Origin of the sequence: Pseudomonas sp. CFBP 13602, assembly GCF_014842725.1 — a bacterium.
Classification (GTDB): Bacteria; Pseudomonadota; Gammaproteobacteria; order Pseudomonadales; family Pseudomonadaceae; genus Aquipseudomonas; species Aquipseudomonas baltica.
Map to the genome: position 1 here is coordinate 1 of NZ_JACYVT010000004.1, position 21,899 is coordinate 21,899.

Sequence of the window (21,899 nt, forward strand, 5' to 3'; positions counted from 1 at the left end):
TGCATCGCCGATGGTAGTGTGGGGTTTCCCCATGTGAGAGTAGGTCATCGTCAAGATTCAATTCCGAAACCCCTATCTGCGTGAGCAGGTAGGGGTTTTGTCTATAAGTAGAAGTCCTAATATTTCGCTGAGGTTGGCTAAGCCAACCCGGCACACGGAATTTCTTGACGACCATAGAGCATTGGAACCACCTGATCCCANGCTTCACAACCTTAGTGCAGCCTGTATCTCAAGTTGTCGCGCGTTGGTTCAGGTAGCGCTGGATGGCGTCCACGCCGCGCTGTAGATGCTCTCGCAGCAACTCGACAGCCCGTACTGCATCGCGCTGTCTTGCAGCCTGCAACAGGTTGCGGTGATCGTCCTGAGCCATGTTGCGCAACCCCATGGCTTCCAGATTGAAGCGCAGGAACCGCTCTTCCTCGATCAGCCCTTCATCTATCAGGTTCAACAACCGGCGGTTACCGGCCTGTGCGTATAGCGTCCAGTGGAAGGCCCGGTTGAGACGACTGATCTCGACGTAGTCCGAGGTCCGTTCCAGGCGCTCGATGCAGTCCTGGGCGAAGGCGAAATCAGGCTCTTCCAGCAGGGGCACCGACAAGCGCAAGGCCTCGCACTCCAGAAGCATACGCAGGGCGTAGGTTTCCACGGAATCGTGATTGATCAGTGGGGCTACCACTGCGCCCTTGTGATGCACGACTTTCAGCAGGCCTTGTGCTTCGAGTTGACGCAGGGCTTCGCGCACGGGCATTCGACTGACGCCGAACAATGTAGCGAGTTCTTGCTGCCGGATGGCCATGCCACAGGGCAGGCGCCCGTCGTAGATCGCTGCGCGAATCCTTTCTTCGATCACCGAGCGTGCCAAGTGCGCGGGCACCTGTTCACTGCCCAGGATACTGGCCAGCACAGTGGATTTTTCAGTCACGCCAAACAGCCTCAGTCAATTTGCGCCATCCTGACGTAAGCAGTTACACATTGAAAGATGGCAGGTTTGAATAACGTCCCAGCCAAGCCGATAGCCAGACGAAGTGCAGTGCCGAAGCGACGAACAGGCTGCACAGGGTCATGAGAAAGTGATTTCATCGTGCCATTGTTTTTTGTCATGCGCCCCCGCACCATGGTGGGCTGAATTGCCTCCCTGGCGGATCGAACACGTTGGTTACACGGCTGAAGTACCTACAGACGGTGCGCTGTCTCGCGATCGCCTTTGCCTTGGCAGGCACGTTGCTGGGCGGGCTTCGCGCCGACTGGGACTTCAATCAGATCAGTCGCCGTGCCGAGGCGCTGTATGGGCCTCTAGGTGAAGGTGCGCAGCGCATTGATGCGTGGCAACGGTTGTTGGCAACCCAGAAGCCGCTCAGCGAGGGCGAGCAGCTGGAAGTGGTGAATCAGTTCTTCAATCATCAACTGCGGTATCGAGAAGATCTCGATCTGTGGCGCGAAGTCGACTATTGGGCCACGCCGGTGCAGTCGCTGCTCAAGGGTGCCGGCGACTGCGAGGACTACGCGATCGCCAAGTACTTCAGCCTGCGCCATTTGGGCGTCGCGGCGGACAAGTTGCGCATCACTTACGTCAAGGCGTTGCGACAGAACCGTGCGCACATGGTACTTACCTATTACGCCACACCGACGGCCATGCCCCTGGTGCTGGACAGTCTGATGGACCCAATTCTGCCTGCCAGCCAGCGCCAGGACCTGCTGCCGGTCTACGCCTTCAACGGTGAGGGCTTGTGGCTCACCGGCGCTGGTGGCAACAAGAAGGTAGGGGATACCAAGCGCCTGTCGCGTTGGCAGGACGTACTGAAGAAAATGACCGCAGAAGGCTTTCCGGCGAGTCTGGATAATTAAGTGGAGCAACGATGTCTCTGTTCAAACAACTGTTGATCGCGATATGCCTGTTTCTGGTGGTGGCTTTCACTGGCAGCTTCATGGTCAGCCTGGAAAGTTCGCGCACTCAGTACGTCAACCAGCTGCGCTCCCATGCCCAGGATGCGGCCACGGCGCTGGCGTTGTCGCTCACGCCCAATATCGACGACCCGGCAATGGTCGAACTGATGGTCAGCTCGATCTTCGACAGCGGCTATTACGCCAGTATTCGCGTGGTCAACCTGGCGGACGACAGTGTCATCGTCGAACGTGCGGCCGAGCCGGACGGCAGCGGCGTGCCGGCCTGGTTCGTCAAGATGATCAACCTGGCGCCGGCCGGCGGTGACGCGATCGTCAGCCGCGGTTGGGAGCAGGCAGCCCGGGTCGAGGTGGTCAGCCACCCGATGTTTGCCGTGGCCAAGCTGTGGCAGGGCGCGTTGGGCAGCCTGGGCTGGTTGTTGCTGTGCGGCGCGGTCAGTGCCGCGCTGGGTGCGCTGCTGTTGCGGCGCCAGCTGAAGCCGCTGGACTACATGGTCGAGCAGTCGCACGCCATTGCGCGCAGGGAATTTCTCAGCCTGCCGGATCTGCCGCGCACTCCCGAGCTGCGCCGGGTGGTGCAGGCGATGAACCAGATGGTGGAAAAACTCAAGGCACTGTTCCACGAGCAGACCGTGCGCAGCGAACGGCTGCGTATCGAGTCGTACCAGGACAGTCTGACGGGCCTGGCCAACCGACGCTATTTCGAGATGCAGCTGCACACCCGTGTCAGCAATCTTGAGGAAGCCAGTGCAGGCTATCTGGTGCTGTTGCGCATCAACGACCTTGCGGGCCTCAACCAGCGCCTGGGCGGACAGAGAACCGATCAGTTGCTGCAGGCGGTGGGGCAGCAGTTGCTGCGCACCTGTGCGCGCCACCCTGAGACGCACAACCTGATCACCCGCAGCCGGGGTGGGGAGTTTTCCATACTGGCACCGGGCATGGTGCGCGAAGAGGCGCAGCAGCTCGCTCAGGAGCTCGACACGAACCTGCGCAGTCTGGCGCAGACCGGCGCTACCGATCTGCTGCCGGTGGCTCACCTGGGACTGGCGCCGTACACCCCCGGTGACGACCCGCAGGCATTGCTCAAGCTGGCGGACGAGGCCCTGGCGCAAGCCGAGGGTGCCGGCGAGTGCAATTGGGTGTGTCTGGAGCACATGGCGCTGGCCACCGTGGAGAATGACCACCACGCCTGGCACATGCTGCTCGACGAGGCCTTGGCCAAAGGCCGCTTCCAGCTGTACTTCCAGCCGGTAGTGAGCAGCGTGGATACCACGCATGTGCTGCATCACAAGGTGCTGTCGCGGCTGATCGACGAGCAGGGCCAGGCGGTCGCTGCTGGGCGATTCCTGCCTTGGCTGGAACGCTTCGGCTGGTCGGCGCGACTGGATCGGCTGATGCTGGAGCTGGTCCTGGAGCATCTGCGCAAGCACGATGCCACACTCGCCTTGAACCTGTCGGCGGCCACGTTGAACGATCCCCAGGCGCTGGAGGGTTTGTTCGACAGACTGGCGCAGCATCCTGCCCTGGGCCCGCGCCTTACCCTGGAGATAGGCGAGGAGCAGATTCCCGAGCAGAACGTGCTCGAGCAGCTCACGCGGCGTTTGCGCAGCCTGGGCTACAGCCTGAGCCTGCAGCGTTTTGGCGGGCGTTTCAGCATGATCGGCAACCTGGCCCACCTGGGCCTTGGCTACCTGAAGATCGACGGCAGCTACATTCGCGCGATCAACGAGGAAAGCCACAAGCGTCTGTTCATCGAAGCCATTCAGCGGGCAGCGCACAGTATCGACTTGCCGCTGATTGCCGAGCGGGTCGAGACGGAAGGGGAGTTGCAGGTGATTCGCGAGATGGGCATTGCGGGCGTGCAAGGGCAGCTCGTGGGCGAGCCGCAGCCCTGGAAGCTTGGCTAGGGCTGTTGCGCGTGCCTTCGCCTGCCTTCGGACCGTGCCGTTTCGGGCGCGGTGGTGAAGGGGGCGCAGGCTTCAGATCAAGCCGGTTTCGTCGTCGTTGATCAACTGATTCAGGCCACCAAGCGCTACCCGTGCGCTGGAACGATCCTTGAGCTTGGCCTGGGCCGCTGCCGGTAGATCGGTCACACGGATGATGCCTTTGCTGGTCAGTACCTGGATCAGGTCATCGAGTACCCGAATCATGTCCAGATCGCTCTGCTTGAGCTGTTTCAGGCTGGTTTCGACCACATCGTTGGCGTACCACGCCTGTATCTCATGATGATCGGCAGGCAGGGTTTCTGTGGCCTCGGCAAAGGCTGCCGCTTCCACGCGGACCAATGCACCTTGTCGATCGCGTTGCACGTAGAACATCGAAGCGCTCCCATCGAAAAAAACCTGCCGAGACTGCAGGGCAGCCTCGGCAGAGATTACACGGATTCAGAACCAGTGGATGACATTGGCGGCCAACCCGATGGGCTGACCGCCGACTGCATCAGTCGTGGTGCTTGACCAGCAGGTCGCCACCGGAGATCAGCGACTTGATGGCATCGGTGCCGCTGCCCCAATGCGCATTGTCGACCTTGATGGTGACGTCTGGCGTGACCGTGGCCGAAGCCGAGGTCATACCGCCCTTGGTGCTGATTTGCAGAGTCGAGTTGCCGGCCGTGTCGGTGCTCAGCTTCAGGTAGTTCGCCAGGTTGGTCTCGGCGTCCGATGGCAACAGGTCGGACAGATCAAGCTTGTCGCCCTCGGCATGGCTGAAGTCCTTGATGGTGTCGGTACCTACGTCACCGGTCTTCCACACGAACGTATCTTTGCCGGCACCGCCGAAGAGCACGTCGTTGCCGGCGCCGCCGCGAATGGTGTCATCGCCGCGCTGGCCATAGATGATGTCGTTGCCATCACCACCGTTGAGGAAGTCGTTGCCCCCCTTGGCGACGGTGAACAGGCCGGCCTGGCCGTCTGAGCTGGCAGCGCCGACGTTGAACTCGCTGGCGTGCTTGGTGATGTAGTCATGCACCTGCTCGGAGGTGACGGAGCTGGTGTTGGTGACCGACTTCACGTACTCGCTCAGCGCCGTCGTGCCCTCGGTGGTGACGCCTGCCTTGGTGAAGGAGATGGTGTCGCCGAACAGGATGTCGTGACCCTCGCCGCCGTTGATGGTGTCGCCACCGGCAGTGATGAGGCTGTTTTTCAGTGCCGCAGCGATATTGGTGACGTCGATCTTGCTTTGTACTTCGCCATCGCTGTCGAATTTCTGCAAGGTTGCCACGGTGGCGCTGTTGGCGTTGTTGCCAACACCGATGGCTTCCACGGTCGACACCTTGGCCAAGGCTGCGAAGCCTTCGGCGGAGCCATCGATGACGGCACTGGTGGTGGTAGAGCCGTTGCCCTGGCGATTGCCGGCAGCGTCGAGGTAGTAGTTCGGTTCGCCGTCGGTGATCAGGTAGCTGAGCTTCACCGCGCCAGTGTTGCTGGTGGCCTCGGTACCGTTGAACCAGGTCGCCGCCTTGAAGAACGCCGACTCGTAGTTGGTGCCACCGGTTGCCGTGATCGCATTGAGGCCCAGGCCTGCCTTGATGGCATCCACCGACATGTTCGGCGTCAGCGTCAGCGTGGCGCCTTGCTTGGAGTCGGTGCCAAAGTCGACGATGGTCACCTTGACCGTGCCGCCGCCCAGGTTCTGCGAGAGCTGCTGGATTGCGGTGGCGACCGAGTCCTTCGCACTGGCCAGGGTGTCCTTCATGCTGCCCGAGCGATCCAGGATGTAGGCGATGTTGTAGCTGGCGCCGTTCTGGGTCTGGGTCGGGGTCACGTCGCCGACGATGATGTCGCGGCCGGTGGTGCCGTCCAGCGTTTCGGTGCCGGCGTTGCCGGTGATCACACTGTAGCTCTGCTGGGTCGCCACGACGTGCACGGTCAGCGTTTGCTCGGCCGCCGATGCGGCCTCGGCATTGCCGTCCTTGGCAGTGGCATTGACCTTCAGGTTGATGTCGCCGACCGGGGCGTTGGCTGCGGTGGTAAGCGTCAGGGCAGACAGGTTCCAGGTGCTGACATCCGCCGTCTGGGCAGTGCTGCTGGCCGTGAAGCTGTGCGTACCGTCGCTGAGGGTCGCACCGGCCTGGATGTTGGAGATCGTCGTGGTCAGGGTTTCGGAGCCGTCACGGTCGACCAGTTCCGAAGAGATCGCTGACAGCGCGATTGCCTTGCCGGCCACGCCGGTGTTGCTGGTGGTGGCCAGCGTAATGTTGTCCAGCAGGCCGCCGAACGAGTTCTTGTCCACCGAAGCGAAAGTCAAGGTCTTGCTCGCCGTGCTGTCCACCGGCAATTGCAGGCTGTAATGCACCATGCCCGGTGTGGTGCCGTTGATCACGGCCACAACCTTGTCGCCCCACATGACCTTGATGTCGGAATCGCCTTCATGGCCTTTACGCGGCGAGTAGTCGAAGTCCAGCGTGTACAGGGAACCGGCCTTGGCGTTGGACACGACGGTGTAGAGGTCGCTGGCATCGCTTTCGCGGCCTTCCAGTTCGATGACCTTGGTGGTGCTGGCCGTGCCGTTGTAGACGCTGTAGGGATTGACCTCGATGTAGTTGCCGGCGTTGTCGGTTTTCCATGCCTCGCCCAGTTGGCTGACCTGAGCGCTGGTAACGGTGTTGGCATCGGCTGCCAGCGACCAGGTGGTCGGGCTGGCAACGCTGAGCAGCGGGGTGTCGCTGACGGGCGCCACGGTGACGTTCAAGGTGCTCACGGCACCGGTATCAGTGGTGTAGGTGACCGTCGGCAGGCTGCCGCTCCAGTTTTCGTAGGCCTTGATCGGGGTGTAGGTGTAGCTGCCATCGCTGGCGATGGTCAGGTTGCCGACCGTTACCGACTGGTTGCCGACGGTTGCGGTGACCGGCGCCGAGGCATGGCCGCTGGCGTCCATCGCGTAGTTGGTGCCGCCGATGCTGAACTTGGCCACGGTCAGGCTGTTGTCGCCGTCGCGATCATTGGTCAGCACGTTGCCGTTCAGCGTGGCGCCTTCATCGACCGTGGCGGTATCGACCACCAGGTTGTTGTCGATGATGTTGATGGCGACACTGGCGTGGGCCGGATCTGTGGTCAGGCTCTGGAAGTTGCCACCGGTGACCGAGTCGATGGTCACCACCAGCTGTTCGGTGCCTTCGCGCAGTTGATCGCTCAGGGCGCTGATGGGGAAGGTCGCGGAGGACTTGTCGGCGTCGATGACCACGGTGGTCTGACCCTGGAAGTCGGCGCCGTTGGCGGCCTTGCCCGAGTAGTTCAGGGTGACGGTGACCTGGCTCTTGGTTTCGTTGCTCAGGGTCAGGGTGTAGATCGCCGACTGACCTTCGATGATCCGCTCGGCACCCGTGATACCAATGGTGGTCTGTGGACCGGTCACGGTAGTGGTGGCCGAGACGGCCTGGTACTGCAGGTTTTCGAAGTTGCCGTCGATCAGCTTGCCGTCGGCAGCGCTGGCGATGCCGGCAATGGCAACGGTCAGGATACCGGCGCGCGATGCATCGTTGCCCACCGTGTAGTTGACGAAGCCTTGCTTGGCATTGGCAGCGATATCGATGGTCTGGCCGTTCGACAGTACCAGTTTCAATGCCTTGTCGGCGGCATGGTCGAGCGTGGCGGTGTACGTGATCACGCCGCCGTCGTTGACCGCCGAGGTGGCGTTCAAGGTGACCTTGGTGGCGTCGATGGTGTCGTTTACCAGCACATTGACCGGCGTGGTGCCTGGGACCAGCGTGACGTCGCCGCCACCGGTCACATTTTGGATAGTGCGGCTGACCGAGTCGGCATCCTTGTAGACGTCATCCAGCGGCGCAGCGACCGTGATGGCGCTTGCCGAGGCACCTTTGGCAATGCTGATGCTGTCGCCATTGCCGATGTCGACCCGGACGGTTTCCAAGGCGTTGACGGTATTGCCGTGCAGATCGGTCAGGGTCGCGGTGTATTTGATCACACCGCCTTCGACTGCCTGCGGTTCGGCGGACAGGGTCACGACCACCGCTGGCTTGACTGCCAGCATGCTGTTGGCGACCACCGAAGTTGCGCCGTTCACGCCATTGCTCTGCACGCCAGTATCGGTCACTTCGACCGACACCTGGCGCACGGTGCTTTCCGGATGCTCGCCGGTCGCCTGGAACTTGATCGAGTTGATCAGCTCCTGATACGCGGCACGGCTGGCCATGCCTTCCAGGGTGATGGTCATGGTGCCATCGCTGGCAACGCCACCGACCTTGTAGCCAATGCCTTGGGCAGTGGTGCCATTGCCGGTTTCGAACGCCGAGCTCAGGGTGTCACCGGCCATGGTGTTCTGGATGATGATCTTCGCACCCTGCAGTTGATCGCCGGCGCTGTTGTCCTTGTCGCTGATGCTCAGGCCCGAGACCAGGTTGACCGATTCTGCCGAGCCTTCGTTGAAGACTACCTGCTCGTCCATGACCACCACTGGCGCGGTGTTCACGGCGTCGACGATGACGTTGAGCGGCTGGGTGACCGACGCAGGGTTGGCCAGGTCAGCGTTCTCGGTGGCGATGGCCTTGACTGTCAGGGCCAGAGTGCCGATGAAGTCGGTCGGCGGCGTGATGGTGAGGGTCTTCAGATCCCACTGGGTGATATCGGCCGTGCCGTTGCCACCGGCTTCGGAAACATAGCTATGGTTGGCACCGTCGCGCAGCACCGCGCCCTCCGGGATACCGCTGATCTGCAGCACATGCTGCTCGGATTTATCGGCGGTGTCGCCGAAAGTCACGTTGATGGTGCTCAACTGGATCGCAGTGTTTTCGGCGCCGTGGTTCAGTTCGTAGCCGGCGTAGTAGCCATCACCATTGCCGTCGACGTGCGAGGTGACGTTGATGCCCTGGTTCACCAGGTCAGCAATGTCGGTGTACAGCGGCACGCCGCTCTGACCGATCGAGGTCGCAGGACCCTGGTCGACCGACAGGTTCAGGTCGTAGAAGCCTGGACCGTTCTGGTTGTGATGGTACAGGTCGAGGCTGTAGTAGCCGGTTTCAGCGGGGGTGATGCTGCCGCTGAAATCGCCCGAGGTCGGGTCGACACCGGCACCCCAATGGGCGGTGCCCAGGTCCTTGCCGCCAACGTTGATCAGCAGGCCGTCGTCGGCCTTGCCGCTGAAGGTGTAGGTCTTGCCGGCTTCGAGGAAGATCAGGCCGGTGACCTTGGTCCCGGTGCCCTGCACGATGTTGCTGTCACCGACATCGGCGATGACCACGCCCGGACGGCTGCCCGCTGCTTCGATAGTCGATTTGATCTGTGCAGGATCGGCGCCTTCGCCGGTCGTGCCCAGGCCCTGCAGGTCGGTGTAGGTGTACTTGATCAGACCGGTCGGAACGACGTAGCCCGGGGTCAGGCTGAGGATCGGCGCGTCGGCCACCGGCGCAATGTCGATGGTGACGGTGCCCGGCTGGCCCACCAGGGCATCGACCGTCGGGGTAAAGGTGAAGCTGGCGTAGTCGCTGCGCTGATCACCGGTGCCGGCGTTGTTGTAGGCATCGCTGCCCGACTCGTCGGCTACCGGCACAAAGCGCAGTGCGCCGTTGTCGATCTGGGCCTTGCTGAAGGTGGTGCCCACGTCGGCCTGGGTCAGGTCTCTCCACTCGCCATTGTCGTTTTTGAGTTGCAGCGAACCGTTGACCGGCAGGCTGGTGAACTTGATGCCCAAGTCGAGGCCGGGGTTGGCAGTTGGCTGGATGTTGAACGAGGCCCAGTCCAGTGCCACGGCGGTGTCTTCGGTGCCGCTGAGCTTGTTGCCCGCCACGCCGTTGTTGTCGCCATTGTCGCCGACCACCGGAGCATCGTTGTCGATGATGGCGGTGTTGACGCTGGCAGCCTGCGGGTTGACCACCAGGCTTTCGAAGTTGTCGCCGGTTGGCGTGGCGATGGTCACCACGACGCTCTCGCGACCTTCGACCAGGCTGTCATCGACGATGGGCAGCTGGAACTGGACGCTGGTCTGGCCCTTCGGAATGGTCACGGTGATGCTGTCCTGACCTTGGTAATCGGCACGTGTCGCGCTGCCGCCGTAGGTCAGGTTCAGGGTCACCTGGGTGTCGGTGTTGGTCGGGTTGCTCAGGGTCAGGGTGTAGACGGCCGACTGGCCTTCGGTAGCCGACGCATCGCCAGTCAGCCCGATGGTGGTCACGTCGATGCTGTCGCCGACCGGGGTCACGACCGGGGTGGTGTTCGGGGTCAGTTGCTCGTAGGTGCCGCCGGTGGCGCCAGTGATCGTGGTGGAGATCGAGTCGGCGCCTTTGTACACATCGTTGCCAACCACGTAGGACACCGACCCCGACGTCTGACCGACGGGAATGGTGATGGTCTGGTTGTTCGACAGCGTCACGACGACCGGTGTGCCGGTCACGGTGTCACCTACGGTCGCGGTGTAGACGATGGTGCCGTTTTCCAGCACGCCGCCTGCAGGCGTTTGTGCCGTGAGCACGACATTGGTGACGTCGGTAACCGGGTCGACAATGACGTTCAACGGCTGGCTGACCGACGCTGGATTGGCGACATCGGCGCTTTCGGTGGCAGTGGCCGTAACGGTCAAGGCCAGAGTGCCGTTGTAGTTGGCCGGTGGCGTGATGCTCAGGGTTTTCAGGTCCCAGCCAGTGATGTCGGCTGTACCGGTGCCGCCGTCGTTGGAAAGGTAGCTGTGGTTGGCGCCGTCGCGCAGCACTGCGCCCACCGGGATGCCGCTGATCTGCAGCACGTGCTGTTCAGAGCCGTCACGTGTATCGCCGAATGAGACGTTGATGGTACTCAGCTGGATGGCGGTGTCTTCGGCGCCGTGGTTCAGTTCGTAGCCGGCGTAGTAGCCATCACCATTGCCGTCGACGTGCGAGGTGACGTTGATGCCCTGGTTCACCAGGTCAGCAATGTCGGTGTACAGCGGCACGCCGCTCTGACCGATCGAGGTCGCAGGACCCTGGTCGACCGACAGGTTCAGGTCGTAGAAGCCTGGACCGTTCTGGTTGTGATGGTACAGGTCGAGGCTGTAGTAGCCGGTTTCAGCCGGCGTGATGCTGCCGCTGAAATCGCCCGAGGTTGGGTCGACACCGGCACCCCAATGGGCGGTGCCCAGGTCCTTGCCGCCAACGTTGATCAGCAGGCCGTCGTCGGCCTTGCCGCTGAAGGTGTAGGTCTTGCCGGCTTCGAGGAAGATCAAGCCGGTGACCTTGGTCCCGGTGCCCTGCACGATGTTGCTGTCACCGACATCGGCGATGACCACGCCCGGACGGCTACCTGCCGCTTCGATGGTGGACTTGATCTGCGCGGGATCGGCGCCTTCGCCGGTCGTGCCCAGGCCCTGCAGGTCGGTGTAGGTGTACTTGATCAGCCCGGTTGGAACGACGTAGCCCGGGGTCAGGCTGAGGATCGGTGCGTCGGCCACCGGCGCAATGTCGATGGTGACGGTGCCCGGCTTGCCCACCAGGGCATCGACCGTTGGCGTAAAGGTGAAGCTGGCGTAGTCGCTGCGCTGATCACCGGTGCCGGCGTTGTTGTAGGCATCGCTGCCCGATTCGTCGGCCACCGGGACAAAGCGCAGTGCGCCGGTGTCGATCTGGGCCTTGCTGAAGGTGGTGCCCACGTCGGCCTGGGTCAGGTCTCTCCACTCGCCATTGTCGTTTTTGAGTTGCAGCGAACCGTTGACCGGCAGGCTGGTGAACTTGATGCCCAGGTCGAGGCCGGGGTTGGCGGTTGGCTGGATGTTGAACGAGGCCCAGTCCAGTGCCACGGCGGTGTCTTCGGTGCCGCTGAGCTTGTTGCCCGCCACGCCGTTGTTGTCGCCATTGTCGCCGACCACCGGAGCATCGTTGTCGATGATGGCGGTGTTGACGCTGGCAGCCTGCGGGTTGACCACCAGGCTTTCGAAGTTGTCGCCGGTTGGCGTGGCGATGGTCACCACGACGTTCTCGCGACCCTCGACCAGGCTGTCATCGACGATGGGCAGCTGGAACTGGACGCTGGTCTGGCCCTTAGGAATGGTCACGGTGATGCTGTCCTGGCCTTGGTAATCGGCACGTGTCGCGCTGCCGCCGTAGGTCAGGTTCAGGGTCACCTGGGTGTCGGTGTTGGTCGGGTTGCTCAGGGTCAGGGTGTAGACGGCCGACTGGCCTTCGGTGGCCGACGCATCGCCGGTCAGGCCGATGGTGGTCACGTCGATGCTGTCGCCGACCGGGGTCACGACCGGGGTGGTGTTCGGGGTCAGTTGCTCGTAGGTGCCGCCGCTTACACCGGTGATTGCAGTGCTGACGGTATCAGCGCCCTTGTAGACATCGTTGCCGATGACATAGGACACCGAACCGCTGGTGGCGCCGACGGCAATGGTGATCACCTGGCTGTTGGACAGGGTGACCACCACAGGTGCGCCGGTCACCGGCGAATCGACGGTGGCGGTGTAGACGATGGTGCCGTTCTCGACCGCGCCGCCCGCTGGAACCTCGGCAGTGAGGACCACGTTGGTCACGTCGGTGACCGGGTCCACAATGACGTTCAATTGCTGGCTGACCGACGCCGGGTTCGCCGGGTCGGCGTTTTCGGTGGCGATGGCGGTGACGGTCAGGGCCACGGTGCCGTTGAAATCGGTCGGTGGGGTGAACGTCAGGGTGGTCAGATCCCAGTCGGTGATGTTGGCCGTGCCGTTGCCGCCGGCTTGGGCCGTGTAGCTGTGGCCAGCGGCGTCACGCAGTTCTGCACCGACCGGAATGCCGCTGATCTGCAGAACGTGCTGCTCGGAGCCGTCGCGCACATCGCCGAAGGAAACAACGATGGAGCTCAGCTGGATCGCGGTGTCTTCGGCGCCGTGGTTCAGTTCGTAGCCGGCATAGTAGCCATCGCCATTGGCGTCGACGTGCGGAACCACATCGATACCCTGCTTGATGATGTCGCTGATATCGCTGTAGACCGGCACGCCGCTCTGGCCGATCGAGGTCGCAGGACCTTGGTCGACCGAGAGGTTCAGGCCGTAGAAGCCTGGGCCGTTCTGGTTGTAGTGGTACAGGTCGATGCTGTAGTAGCCGGTTTCGGTCGGCGTGATGCTGCCGCTGTAGTCGCCCGAGGTTGGGTCGATACCTGCGCCCCAGTGAGCGCCGTCCAGGTCTTTGCCGCCGACATTGATCAGCAGGCCGTCGTCGGCCTTGCCGCTGAAGGTGTAGACCTTGCCCGCCTCGAGGAAAATCAGGCCGGTGACCTTGGTCCCGGTGCCCTGCACGATGTTGGCGTCGCCCACATCGGAAATGATCACGCCCGGACGGCTGCCGGCCGCTTCGATGGTGGACTTGATCAGCGCAGGATCAGCGCCTTCGCCGTTGGTGCCCAGGCCCTGCAAGTCGGTGTAGGTGTACTTGATCAGACCCGAGATACCCTGGGCCACGGACAGCACAGGGACGTCAGCCACCGGCTTGATGTCGATGACCATGGTGCCCGGCTTGCCCACCAGGGCATCGACCGTCGGGGTGAAGGTGAAGTTGGCGTAATCGCTGCGCTGGTCGCCTGTGCCACCGTTGTTGTAGGCGTCGCTGCCCGACTCGTCGGCTACCGGGACAAAACGCAGTGCGCCGGTGTCGATCTGGGCCTTGCTGAAGGTGGTGCCCAGATCGGCTTGGGTCAGGTCTCTCCAGCCCGTGCCGTCGTTGAACTGCAGCGAGCCGTTCGCCGGCAGGCTGGTGAACTTGATGCCCAGGTCGAGGCCGGGGTTGGCGGTCGGCTGGATGTTGAACGAGGCCCAGTCCAGTGCCAGTACGGTGTCTTCGGTGCCCGTCAGTTTGTTGCCTGGAACGCCGTCGTTGTCACCCACCACAGGAGCATCGTTGTCGATGATCGTGGTGTCGACGCTGGATGCCTGGGGATCGACCACCAGGCTTTCGAAGTTGTCGCCGGTCGGCGTGGCAATGGTCACCACGACGTTCTCGCGGCCTTCCACCAGGCTGTCATCGAGGATCGGCAGTTGGAATTGCACGCTGGTCTGGCCGCGCGGGATGGTCACGGTGATCGTATCCGGACCTTGGAAGTCGCTGCGCGAAGCAGTGCCGCCGTAGCTCAGGTTCAGGGTGATCTGCGTGTCGACATTGGTCGGGTTGCTCAATGTCAGGGTATAGGTGGCCGACTGGCCTTCGGTGACCGACGCATCGCCGGTGAGGCCGATGGTGGTGACATCGATGATATCGCCGACCGGGGTCACGACTGGCGTGGTGATCGGGGTCAGCTGCTCGTAGTTGCCGCCGGTTACACCGGTGATCGCGGTGCTGACCGTGTCGGCGCCTATGTAGACGTCATTGCCCAGCGCATAGGAAACCGTGCCGCTGGTTTCGCCGACGGCGATGGTGATGGTCTGGTTATTCGACAGGGTAACGACAACCGGCGCACCGGTGACGGGCGCACCGACGGTCGCGGTGTAGAGGATGGTGCCGTTTTCCAGGGCGCCGCCCGCAGGGACGGTTGCGGTCAGTACGACGTTGGTCACATCAATGCTGTCGCCCACTGGCGTCACGACCGGGGTGGTGATCGGCGTCAGTTGTTCGAAGTTGCCGCCAGTCACGCCAGTGATGGCAGTGCTGATGGTGTCCGCACCGTTGTAAACGTCATTGCCCAGAGGGAAAGAAACGGTGCCGCTGGTTTCACCCACACCGATGGTAATGGTCTGGTTATTCGACAGGGTAACGACAACCGGCGCGCCGGTGACAGGCGCGCCGACGGTGGCGGTGTAGAGGATGGTGCCGTTTTCCAGAGCGCCGCCTGTAGGGACGGTAGCGGTCAGTACGACGTTGGTCACGTCGATGCTGTCGCCGACTGGCGTCACGACCGGGGTGGTGATTGGAGTCAGTTGTTCGTAGTCGCCACCGGTGGCGCTGGTGATCGCGGTGCTGATGGTGTCGGCACCGTTGTAGACGTCATTGCCCAGCGGGAAGGACACCGAACCGCTGGTTTCGCCGACGGCGATGGTAATGATCTGGCTGTTCGACAGGGTCACGACGACAGGCGAGCCGGTAACAGGCGCGCCGACGGTGGCGGTATAGAGGATGGTGCCGTTTTCCAGGGCGCCGCCTGCAGGAACGGTAGCGGTCAGCACGACGTTGGTGACGTCGATGCTGTCGCCGACTGGCGTCACCACTGGGGTGGTGATCGGGGTCAGCTGTTCGAAGTTGCCACCGGTTACGCCGGTAATGGCTGTGGAAACAGTGTCCGCACCGTTGTAGACGTCGTTGCCCAGCGGGAAGGACACCGAACCGCTGGTTTCACCGACGGCGATGGTGATGACCTGGCTGTTCGACAGGGTCACGACAACGGGCGAACCGGTAACAGGCGCGCCGACGGTGGCGGTGTAGAGGATGGTGCCGTTTTCCAGAGCGCCGCCAGCAGGGACGGTGGCGGTGAGCACGACGTTGGTGACGTCGACGCTATCGCCAACCGGAGTAACAACCGGAGTGGTGATCGGGGTGAGCTGTTCGAAGTTGCCGCCAGTCACACCGGTGATGGCTGTAGAAACAGTATCAGCGCCGTTATAGACGTCATTGCCCAGGGGGAAAGAAACCGTGCCGCTGGTTTCACCCACACCGATGGTGATGATCTGGCTGTTCGACAAGGTCACGACGACAGGCGAGCCAGTCACTGGCGCGCCGACGGTAGCGGTGTAGAGGATGGTGCCGTTTTCCAAGGCGCCGCCCGCAGGGACGGTAGCGGTCAGCACGACGTTGGTCACGTCGATGCTGTCGCCGACTGGCGTCACCACTGGGGTGGTGATCGGGGTCAGCTGTTCGAAGTTGCCACCGGTTACGCCGGTGATGGCAGTGCTAACGGTGTCAGCGCCGTTGTAGACATCGTTGCCCAGAGGGAAGGAAACGGTGCCGCTGGTTTCGCCCACACCGATGGTGATGGTCTGGCCGTTCGACAGAGTGACGACGACAGGGGAGTTAGTCACTGTCGCGCCAACGGTGGCGGTATAGAGGATGGTGCCGTTTTCCAGAGCACCGCCAGCAGGAACGGTAGCGGTGAGCACGACGTTGGTGACGTCGATGCTGTCGCCCACTGGGGTCACGACCGGAGTGGTGATCGGGGTCAGCTGTTCGAAGTTGCCGCCAGTCACACCGGTGATGGCAGTAGAAACAGTGTCAGCACCGTTATAGACGTCATTGCCCAGAGGAAAGGAAACCGAACCGCTGGTTTCGCCCACACCAATGGTGATGGTCTGGTTGTTCGACAGGGTCACGACAACAGGCGAGCCAGTCACTGGCGCACCGATGGTAGCGGTGTAGACGATAGTGCCGTTTTCCAGGGCGCCGCCCGCAGGGACCGCAGCGGTCAGAACGACGGTCGTCGTGTCGATCGAGTCGACGATGTTGACCACCGCAGGCGTCGTGCTCGGCACCAGGCTTTCGAAGTTGCCGCCGGTAGCACCGGTGATCGTGGTGTTGATGGTCGTCGGGTTGTTGTAGACGTCATTGGCCGGCGCGGCGACATCGACCGACCCCGAAGACTGACCTGCCGGGATGGTGATGGTGGAGCCGTTGGAAAGGGTCACGGTCACCGGCGTCTGCGCCGGGTTGGTGAGCACGGCGGTGTAGGTGATGGTGGTGCCTTCGGTGACCGGGTTGTTGCCCACGGTCAGGGTCACGGTGGTGACGTCGATGGTGTCGTCGACACGGGTAACGGCAGGGGTCGGGTCGGTAGTGACCACCAGATCGCCACCGCCAGTGGTGCCGGTGACCACCACGGAAATCTGCGACGGGTCGATATATGGCGTGTTGGTGTCCGGTACGGTGACGTTGACCGCGCCCGTGGTCTGGCCTGCGGGAATGAGCACCGACTGGCCGTTGGACAAGGTGACGGTCAGGTCGCTGGACGGCGCCTGGGTCAGGGTGGCGGTGTAGGTGATCACGCCGCCGGCTTCGGTGATGGCGGTAGTCGCGGTCACGGTCAGCGTAGCGGTACGCAGGACTGGCCCGTCGGCATCGGTATCAGCGTTGATCGGGTTGGTATCGCCCACGATCTCCCGCGCGTTGGGGCCCGCAGCACCGTTCGGGCCTTCGGTGGGATAGCCCACGGTTGGATCGACTTCACCCGCGGTTTCACTGAGCAATACGAAGCTGTGACTGCCGCCGCCTTCACCGCCGGTGTCATTGGCGCCGGGGCCCGCAGCGGTGGCTTCGAGGTCTTGGGTAGGGTCAGCGCCGGCCGCGATGGCCTGCTGCAATTCCGCTACCGAAGGGGCCGCCTGGGCAGTGGCCGCGCTCAGATCAGTGCTGGAGTCCGGGGTGTTGGCGCTCCATTGCGTCTCGCGCCCCAGATCGATGGTGCGGCCGTCAGCCAGCTCCAGCGTAACGGCACCCGCCGCGCCGGTAACCACCTGCTCCCCGGCGAACAGACGATCCCCTTCGATGAGCACACGGCGAATCCCCTCTGGGGATACTGCGAACACTTGGCCAACAATGCTTTTGACGATGGCAACAACACTGCTCATGTAGGGGACTCTCCGGGGGTGACCATTCGTTGGTACGGTGCCTGAACATCACCAGAGACGGCGACGGGCATTCGGTACATTTTTATGCTGTAATATTGACGCCAACTAATTGTCTAAAAGTCGCAGAAATGAACTTTCTGACAATGTATTGACCTATTTGGCGCCATCCTAAACAATCCATTGTGTAATGTCACATTGATATTTCTTGGCTATGCAAAACGCCTCAACAGGGTGAGTTCATTGACGTCAAGACGGCTGCGACTGACGTTTTTTGCAGATGGATGTGACAAAAAAAGTCGCTTGTGAAATATCGCAGGGACGACACGAGAGATGTCCGCGCTACTTGGCCTGACCACAGGCTGCACGTAGCACGAATCCTGCCAGGCACAGGTTGGGCGCCGCGCAGCCTGTGCATGAGCGCGAGGTCAGCCCTGCGCCAATGATGCAAGTCATGGATGTGAAACGCATGTTGGCAAGTCATCGATGAATGCCGCACTGATAGTGCCGACCGATGGACATATATCGCATTGGAAAGTTCGCAATACTTAGTGTGCAAGTAATAACGGTTAACTCTTTGTGTTTATTGAAGAAAATCGCTGAGTGACACTCGGGGCAGCGAATGGCGACCGACCGTTGCTTGGCGAATGAGGCTGCAGAAGCGGGTGACTTGGCTCAGCGGTGAAACACCCTGGACGGCCATTCATCAAACGAGCCCATGCGCAGCCAGCCACCCCCGTGTACGCTGGCATCCGTTGTGCAAATACAACCCAAACCGCTACAAGACCAGGCGGGATTAAGCGATCCCGATGGGACCAAGGTGTTCAATGAGCGATAAGAGAGTGTCAGCGTGGATTCGGAATTAAGTTCGGTACTACTCAGCCAGGATCCACGCAGCCAGCACGACGACCCGTTGCTCGATGGCCTGCTGACCCTGTGCTCGCTGCATCACAAGCCCGCCAGCCGGGCCATGCTCACCACAGGCCTGCCGCTGCCTTCGCAGCGCCTGACCGCCGATCTGTTGCCGCGCGCCGCCGCGCGTGCCGGTCTGCAGGGCCGCGTGTTGCAGCGCAAGCTGGAGCAGATACCGTCCATCGCACTGCCGGCCATGCTGATGCTCAAGGATGCACGGTGCGCCGTGCTGCTGGGCTGGGAAGGCGATACCGCGCGCTTGCTGCTCAGCGAAAGCGATGGCGGTGAAGTGCGCGTGGCGCGCGAGGTGCTGACTCAAGACTTCACCGGCCGGGTGTTTTTCGCCCAGCCGCAGCACAAGTTCGACGTTACCAACGGCTCGCTGATCCCCCGCGCCCATTCCTGGTTCCGTGACACCCTCAAGCGCTCGCGTTGGCTGTATGCCGATGCCATTGCCGCCAGCCTGGTGATCAACATCATCGCCCTGGCTGCACCCTTGTTCGTGATGAACGTGTACGACCGAGTCGTGCCCAACCAGGCCACCGCGACCTTGTGGGTGCTGGCGGTGGGCATCTGTGGTGCCTACCTGTTCGACCTGTTGCTCAAGGGCCTGCGCAGCCTGTGCCTGGATCTGGCCGGCAAGAAGACCGACCTGATCATCTCGGCCACGCTGTTCGAACGCATCGTCGGCATGTCGTTGAAAAGCCGCCCGGCTCGGGTAGGCAGCTACGCGCAGAACATTCACGAATTCCAGGGCATGCGCGACTTCCTCACGTCGCTGACCCTGACCAGCCTGATCGACCTGCCGTTCACCATTCTGATCTTGCTGGTCATCGCCCTGCTGGGTGGGCACCTGGTATGGATTCCGATCATCGCCTTCCCGCTAGCGCTGGGCATCGGTCATTTCCTGCAGAAACCGCTGACCAAGACTCTGGAGCGGACCATGGCCCTGGCCGCCGAGCGTCAGTCGAGCCTGATCGAGACCCTGGGCGGCCTCGATGCGGTCAAGGTCAACAACGCCGAAAGCGAGCGCCAGTACCAGTGGGAACAGACCATCGGCACGCTCAGCCGCCTGGAGTTGCGGGTCAAGACCCTGTCCAGCCTGGCCATGAACATCACCTTGCTGATCCAGCAACTGGCCGGTGTGGCGATCATCATTTTCGGTGTGTACCAGATCATCGAAGGCAACCTGAGCATGGGCGGCCTGGTGGCCTGCTACATGTTGAGCGGTCGCGCGCTGGCGCCATTGGCACAGTTGTCCGGTCTGTTGACTCGCTACCAGCAGGCCAAGGTCACCATGGTTTCGGTCGACCAGATGATGGAGCTGCCGCAGGAGCGCAACTTCGACGAGCGTCCGCTGAGCCGTCAGGTACTGCAGGGTGCGATGGAATTTCGCAACGTCGACTTCACCTACCCCAACCAGCAGAACCAGGCCTTGCACGGGATCAACCTGACCGTGCGCCCCGGCGAGAAGATCGGCATCATCGGCCGCAGTGGTTCAGGCAAGAGTTCGCTGGCCAAGTTGCTGGTAGGGCTGTACCAGCCTGATGCCGGCTCTTTGCTGGTCGATGGCGTGGACATTCGCCAGATCGACGTCAGCGAGCTGCGCCACAACATCGGCTATGTGCCGCAGGACATTCAGCTGCTGTCCGGCACGCTGCGTGACAACCTGGTGTCCGGGGCCCGCTACGTCGATGATGAAATGGTCCTGCAGGCCGCCGAACTGGCCGGTGTGCACGAATTTGCTCGCCTGCATCCGCAGGGTTATGAACTGCAGGTCGGCGAGCGCGGACAGAACCTGTCCGGCGGCCAGCGGCAGAACGTGGCGCTGGCGCGGGCATTGTTGCTCAACCCACCGATTCTCTTGCTGGACGAACCGACCAGCGCCATGGACAACACCGGCGAGGAGCGCCTCAAGGCGCGTCTGCAAGCCGTCATCGAGAACAAGACCGTGATTCTGGTTACCCACCGTGCTTCGCTGCTGAGCCTGGTCGACCGCCTGTTGGTGATCGACCGTGGGCAGATTCTGGCTGACGGGCCTAAGGCTGCTGTCATGGAAGCGTTGAAGAAGGGGCAGATCAGTGTTGCTTAAATCCTCTTCCGGCGGCTTCAAGAATTCCCTCGTACGTTATTTCAAGGGCTCCGATTCCTTGGAAGGCCAGCCCTTGCCCGAGGTCGAGAAGGCGCTGATCGACGATGCGCCGCGCATCGTGCGCCTGACTATCTGGGGGGTGATTGCATTCTTCGTGTTCCTCCTCACCTGGGCGCACTTCGCGGTGATCGACGAGGTGACCAAGGGCGACGGCAAGGCGATCCCTTCGTCGCGGATCCAGAAGATCCAGAACCTGGAGGGCGGTATCGTCGCCCAGATCTACGTCAGGGAAGGGCAGATCGTGGAGGCGGGCGCACCGCTGATTCGTCTGGACGACACACGTTTCGCTTCCAACGTCGGTGAAACCGAAGCCGATCGTGTGGCCATGGAGCTGCGCGTGGAGCGCCTGAGTGCCGAGGTCGAGAACCGACCGTTGAATATTACCGCCCAGGCACGCAAGTCGGTGCCCAACCAGGCGGCCAACGAAGAGTCGCTGTACATGAGCCGTCGGCAGCAGTTGGCCGATGAAATCGGTGGCTTGCAGCAACAGCTAGTCCAGCGTCAGCAGGAACTGCGTGAGTTCAGCTCCAAGGCCGAACAGTACCGCAGCAGCCTGAACCTGCTGCGCCAGGAGATCAGCATGTCGGAGCCGTTGGTGGCCAGGGGTGCGATTTCGCCGGTCGAAGTGCTGCGTCTGCGGCGCTCGGAAGTGGAGACCCGCGGCATGCTCGACGGTACCACGCTGGCAGTGCCGCGGGCCCAGGCGGCGATTGGCGAGGTGCAGCGCAAGATCGACGAAACGCGCGGCAAGTTCCGCAGCGAGGCGCTGACCCAGTTGAACGAGGCGCGTACCGACCTGGCCAAGACCCAGGCCACGGCCAAGGGCCTGGAAGATCGGGTGAGCCGTACCATGGTGACCTCGCCGGTGCGAGGCATCGTCAAGCAGGTGCTGGTCAACACCGTAGGTGGGGTCATCCAGCCCGGCAGCGACATGGCCGAGATCGTGCCGCTGGATGACAGCTTGCTGGTGGAGGCGCGCATTCGTCCGCAGGACATCGCGTTCCTGCACCCAGGGCAGAAAGCGATGATCAAGTTCACGGCCTATGACTACACCATCTATGGCGGGCTGGAAGGCACCCTCGAACAGATCGGTGCCGACACGGTGCAGGATGAAGAGAAGAAGAACACCTTCTATCTGATCAAGCTGCGGACCAACAAGAGCCACCTGGGCTCCGATGAGAAGCCGTTGCTGATCATCCCGGGGATGGTAGCGTCGGTTGACATCATTACCGGCAAGAAGAGCGTGCTGAGCTATCTGCTCAAGCCCATCATCAAGTCCCGCGCCGAAGCGTTGCACGAGCGGTAAGGATTCACCCGTTCGCGGCCGCTTACGCTCTGCTGTAGGAGCGGTCTGCGGCCGCGAAGGGCTTGTGGGGTATGTCTGACACCGTGCGGTGTGTTCTTCGCGGCCGATGACCGCTCCTGCGAGGGATTGCATTCGGTCGCCAATTCTTGACGAAATGTTTCCGTTCCGCGAATATAGATAGTTAGCAAACTA

The 21,899-nt window shown here is 62.1% G+C and carries 7 protein-coding genes; 4 read left to right on the forward strand and 3 right to left on the reverse strand.

Annotated elements, in window-relative coordinates; translation table 11 throughout:
* Positions 1 to 229: 229 nt before the first annotated feature.
* Positions 230 to 922 (reverse strand): FCD domain-containing protein, encoded by a 693-nt coding sequence (locus tag IFU31_RS08935; protein WP_192056555.1) that lies wholly within the window; start codon positions 920 to 922, stop codon positions 230 to 232.
* A 260-nt stretch (positions 923 to 1,182) separates the two neighbouring features.
* Here IFU31_RS08935 and lapG point away from each other — a divergent pair, with 260 nt between their 5' ends.
* Positions 1,183 to 1,845, forward strand: coding sequence for a cysteine protease LapG (lapG, locus tag IFU31_RS08940; protein ID WP_240998858.1), 663 nt, complete (start codon positions 1,183 to 1,185; stop codon positions 1,843 to 1,845).
* An 11-nt stretch (positions 1,846 to 1,856) separates the two neighbouring features.
* A complete protein-coding gene (lapD, locus tag IFU31_RS08945; protein ID WP_192102742.1) occupies positions 1,857 to 3,809 on the forward strand; it encodes a cyclic di-GMP receptor LapD in 1,953 nt (650 codons plus the stop codon).
* A gap of 72 nt (positions 3,810 to 3,881) precedes the next feature.
* Here the strand turns inward: lapD and IFU31_RS08950 are convergent, their stop codons facing one another.
* Positions 3,882 to 4,220: a tryptophan synthase subunit beta gene (locus IFU31_RS08950; protein WP_122480651.1), complete on the reverse strand. Its 339-nt coding sequence runs from the start codon at positions 4,218 to 4,220 to the stop codon at positions 3,882 to 3,884.
* 121 nt (positions 4,221 to 4,341) lie between these two features.
* On the reverse strand, positions 4,342 to 17,340 hold the full coding sequence (locus IFU31_RS08955) for a retention module-containing protein (RefSeq protein ID WP_192102743.1): 12,999 nt from the start codon (positions 17,338 to 17,340) through the stop codon (positions 4,342 to 4,344).
* 847 nt (positions 17,341 to 18,187) lie between these two features.
* On the opposite strand from IFU31_RS08955, the gene IFU31_RS08960 reads away from it, so the two are divergent.
* Together IFU31_RS08960 and IFU31_RS08965 are read left to right on the forward strand one after the other, a co-directional pair.
* Positions 18,188 to 20,341 carry a type I secretion system permease/ATPase gene (locus tag IFU31_RS08960; protein WP_192102744.1) on the forward strand — a complete coding sequence of 718 codons (2,154 nt, stop codon included), beginning with the start codon at positions 18,188 to 18,190 and terminating at the stop codon, positions 20,339 to 20,341.
* The gene (locus IFU31_RS08965) at positions 20,331 to 21,707 is read left to right on the forward strand and encodes an HlyD family type I secretion periplasmic adaptor subunit (protein WP_192102745.1); all 1,377 of its coding nucleotides are present in this window, start codon (positions 20,331 to 20,333) and stop codon (positions 21,705 to 21,707) included. Before IFU31_RS08960 ends, IFU31_RS08965 begins: the two co-directional genes overlap by 11 nt.
* The last annotated feature ends 192 nt before the right edge of the window (positions 21,708 to 21,899 follow it).

Coding starts and splice junctions, on each gene's coding strand:
- IFU31_RS08950 (WP_122480651.1), bottom strand. CDS start 4,220: ATGTTCTACGTGCAACGCGATCGACAAGGTGCATTGGTCCGCGTGGAA.
- IFU31_RS08955 (WP_192102743.1), bottom strand. CDS start 17,340: ATGAGCAGTGTTGTTGCCATCGTCAAAAGCATTGTTGGCCAAGTGTTC.
- lapD (WP_192102742.1), top strand. CDS start 1,857: ATGTCTCTGTTCAAACAACTGTTGATCGCGATATGCCTGTTTCTGGTG.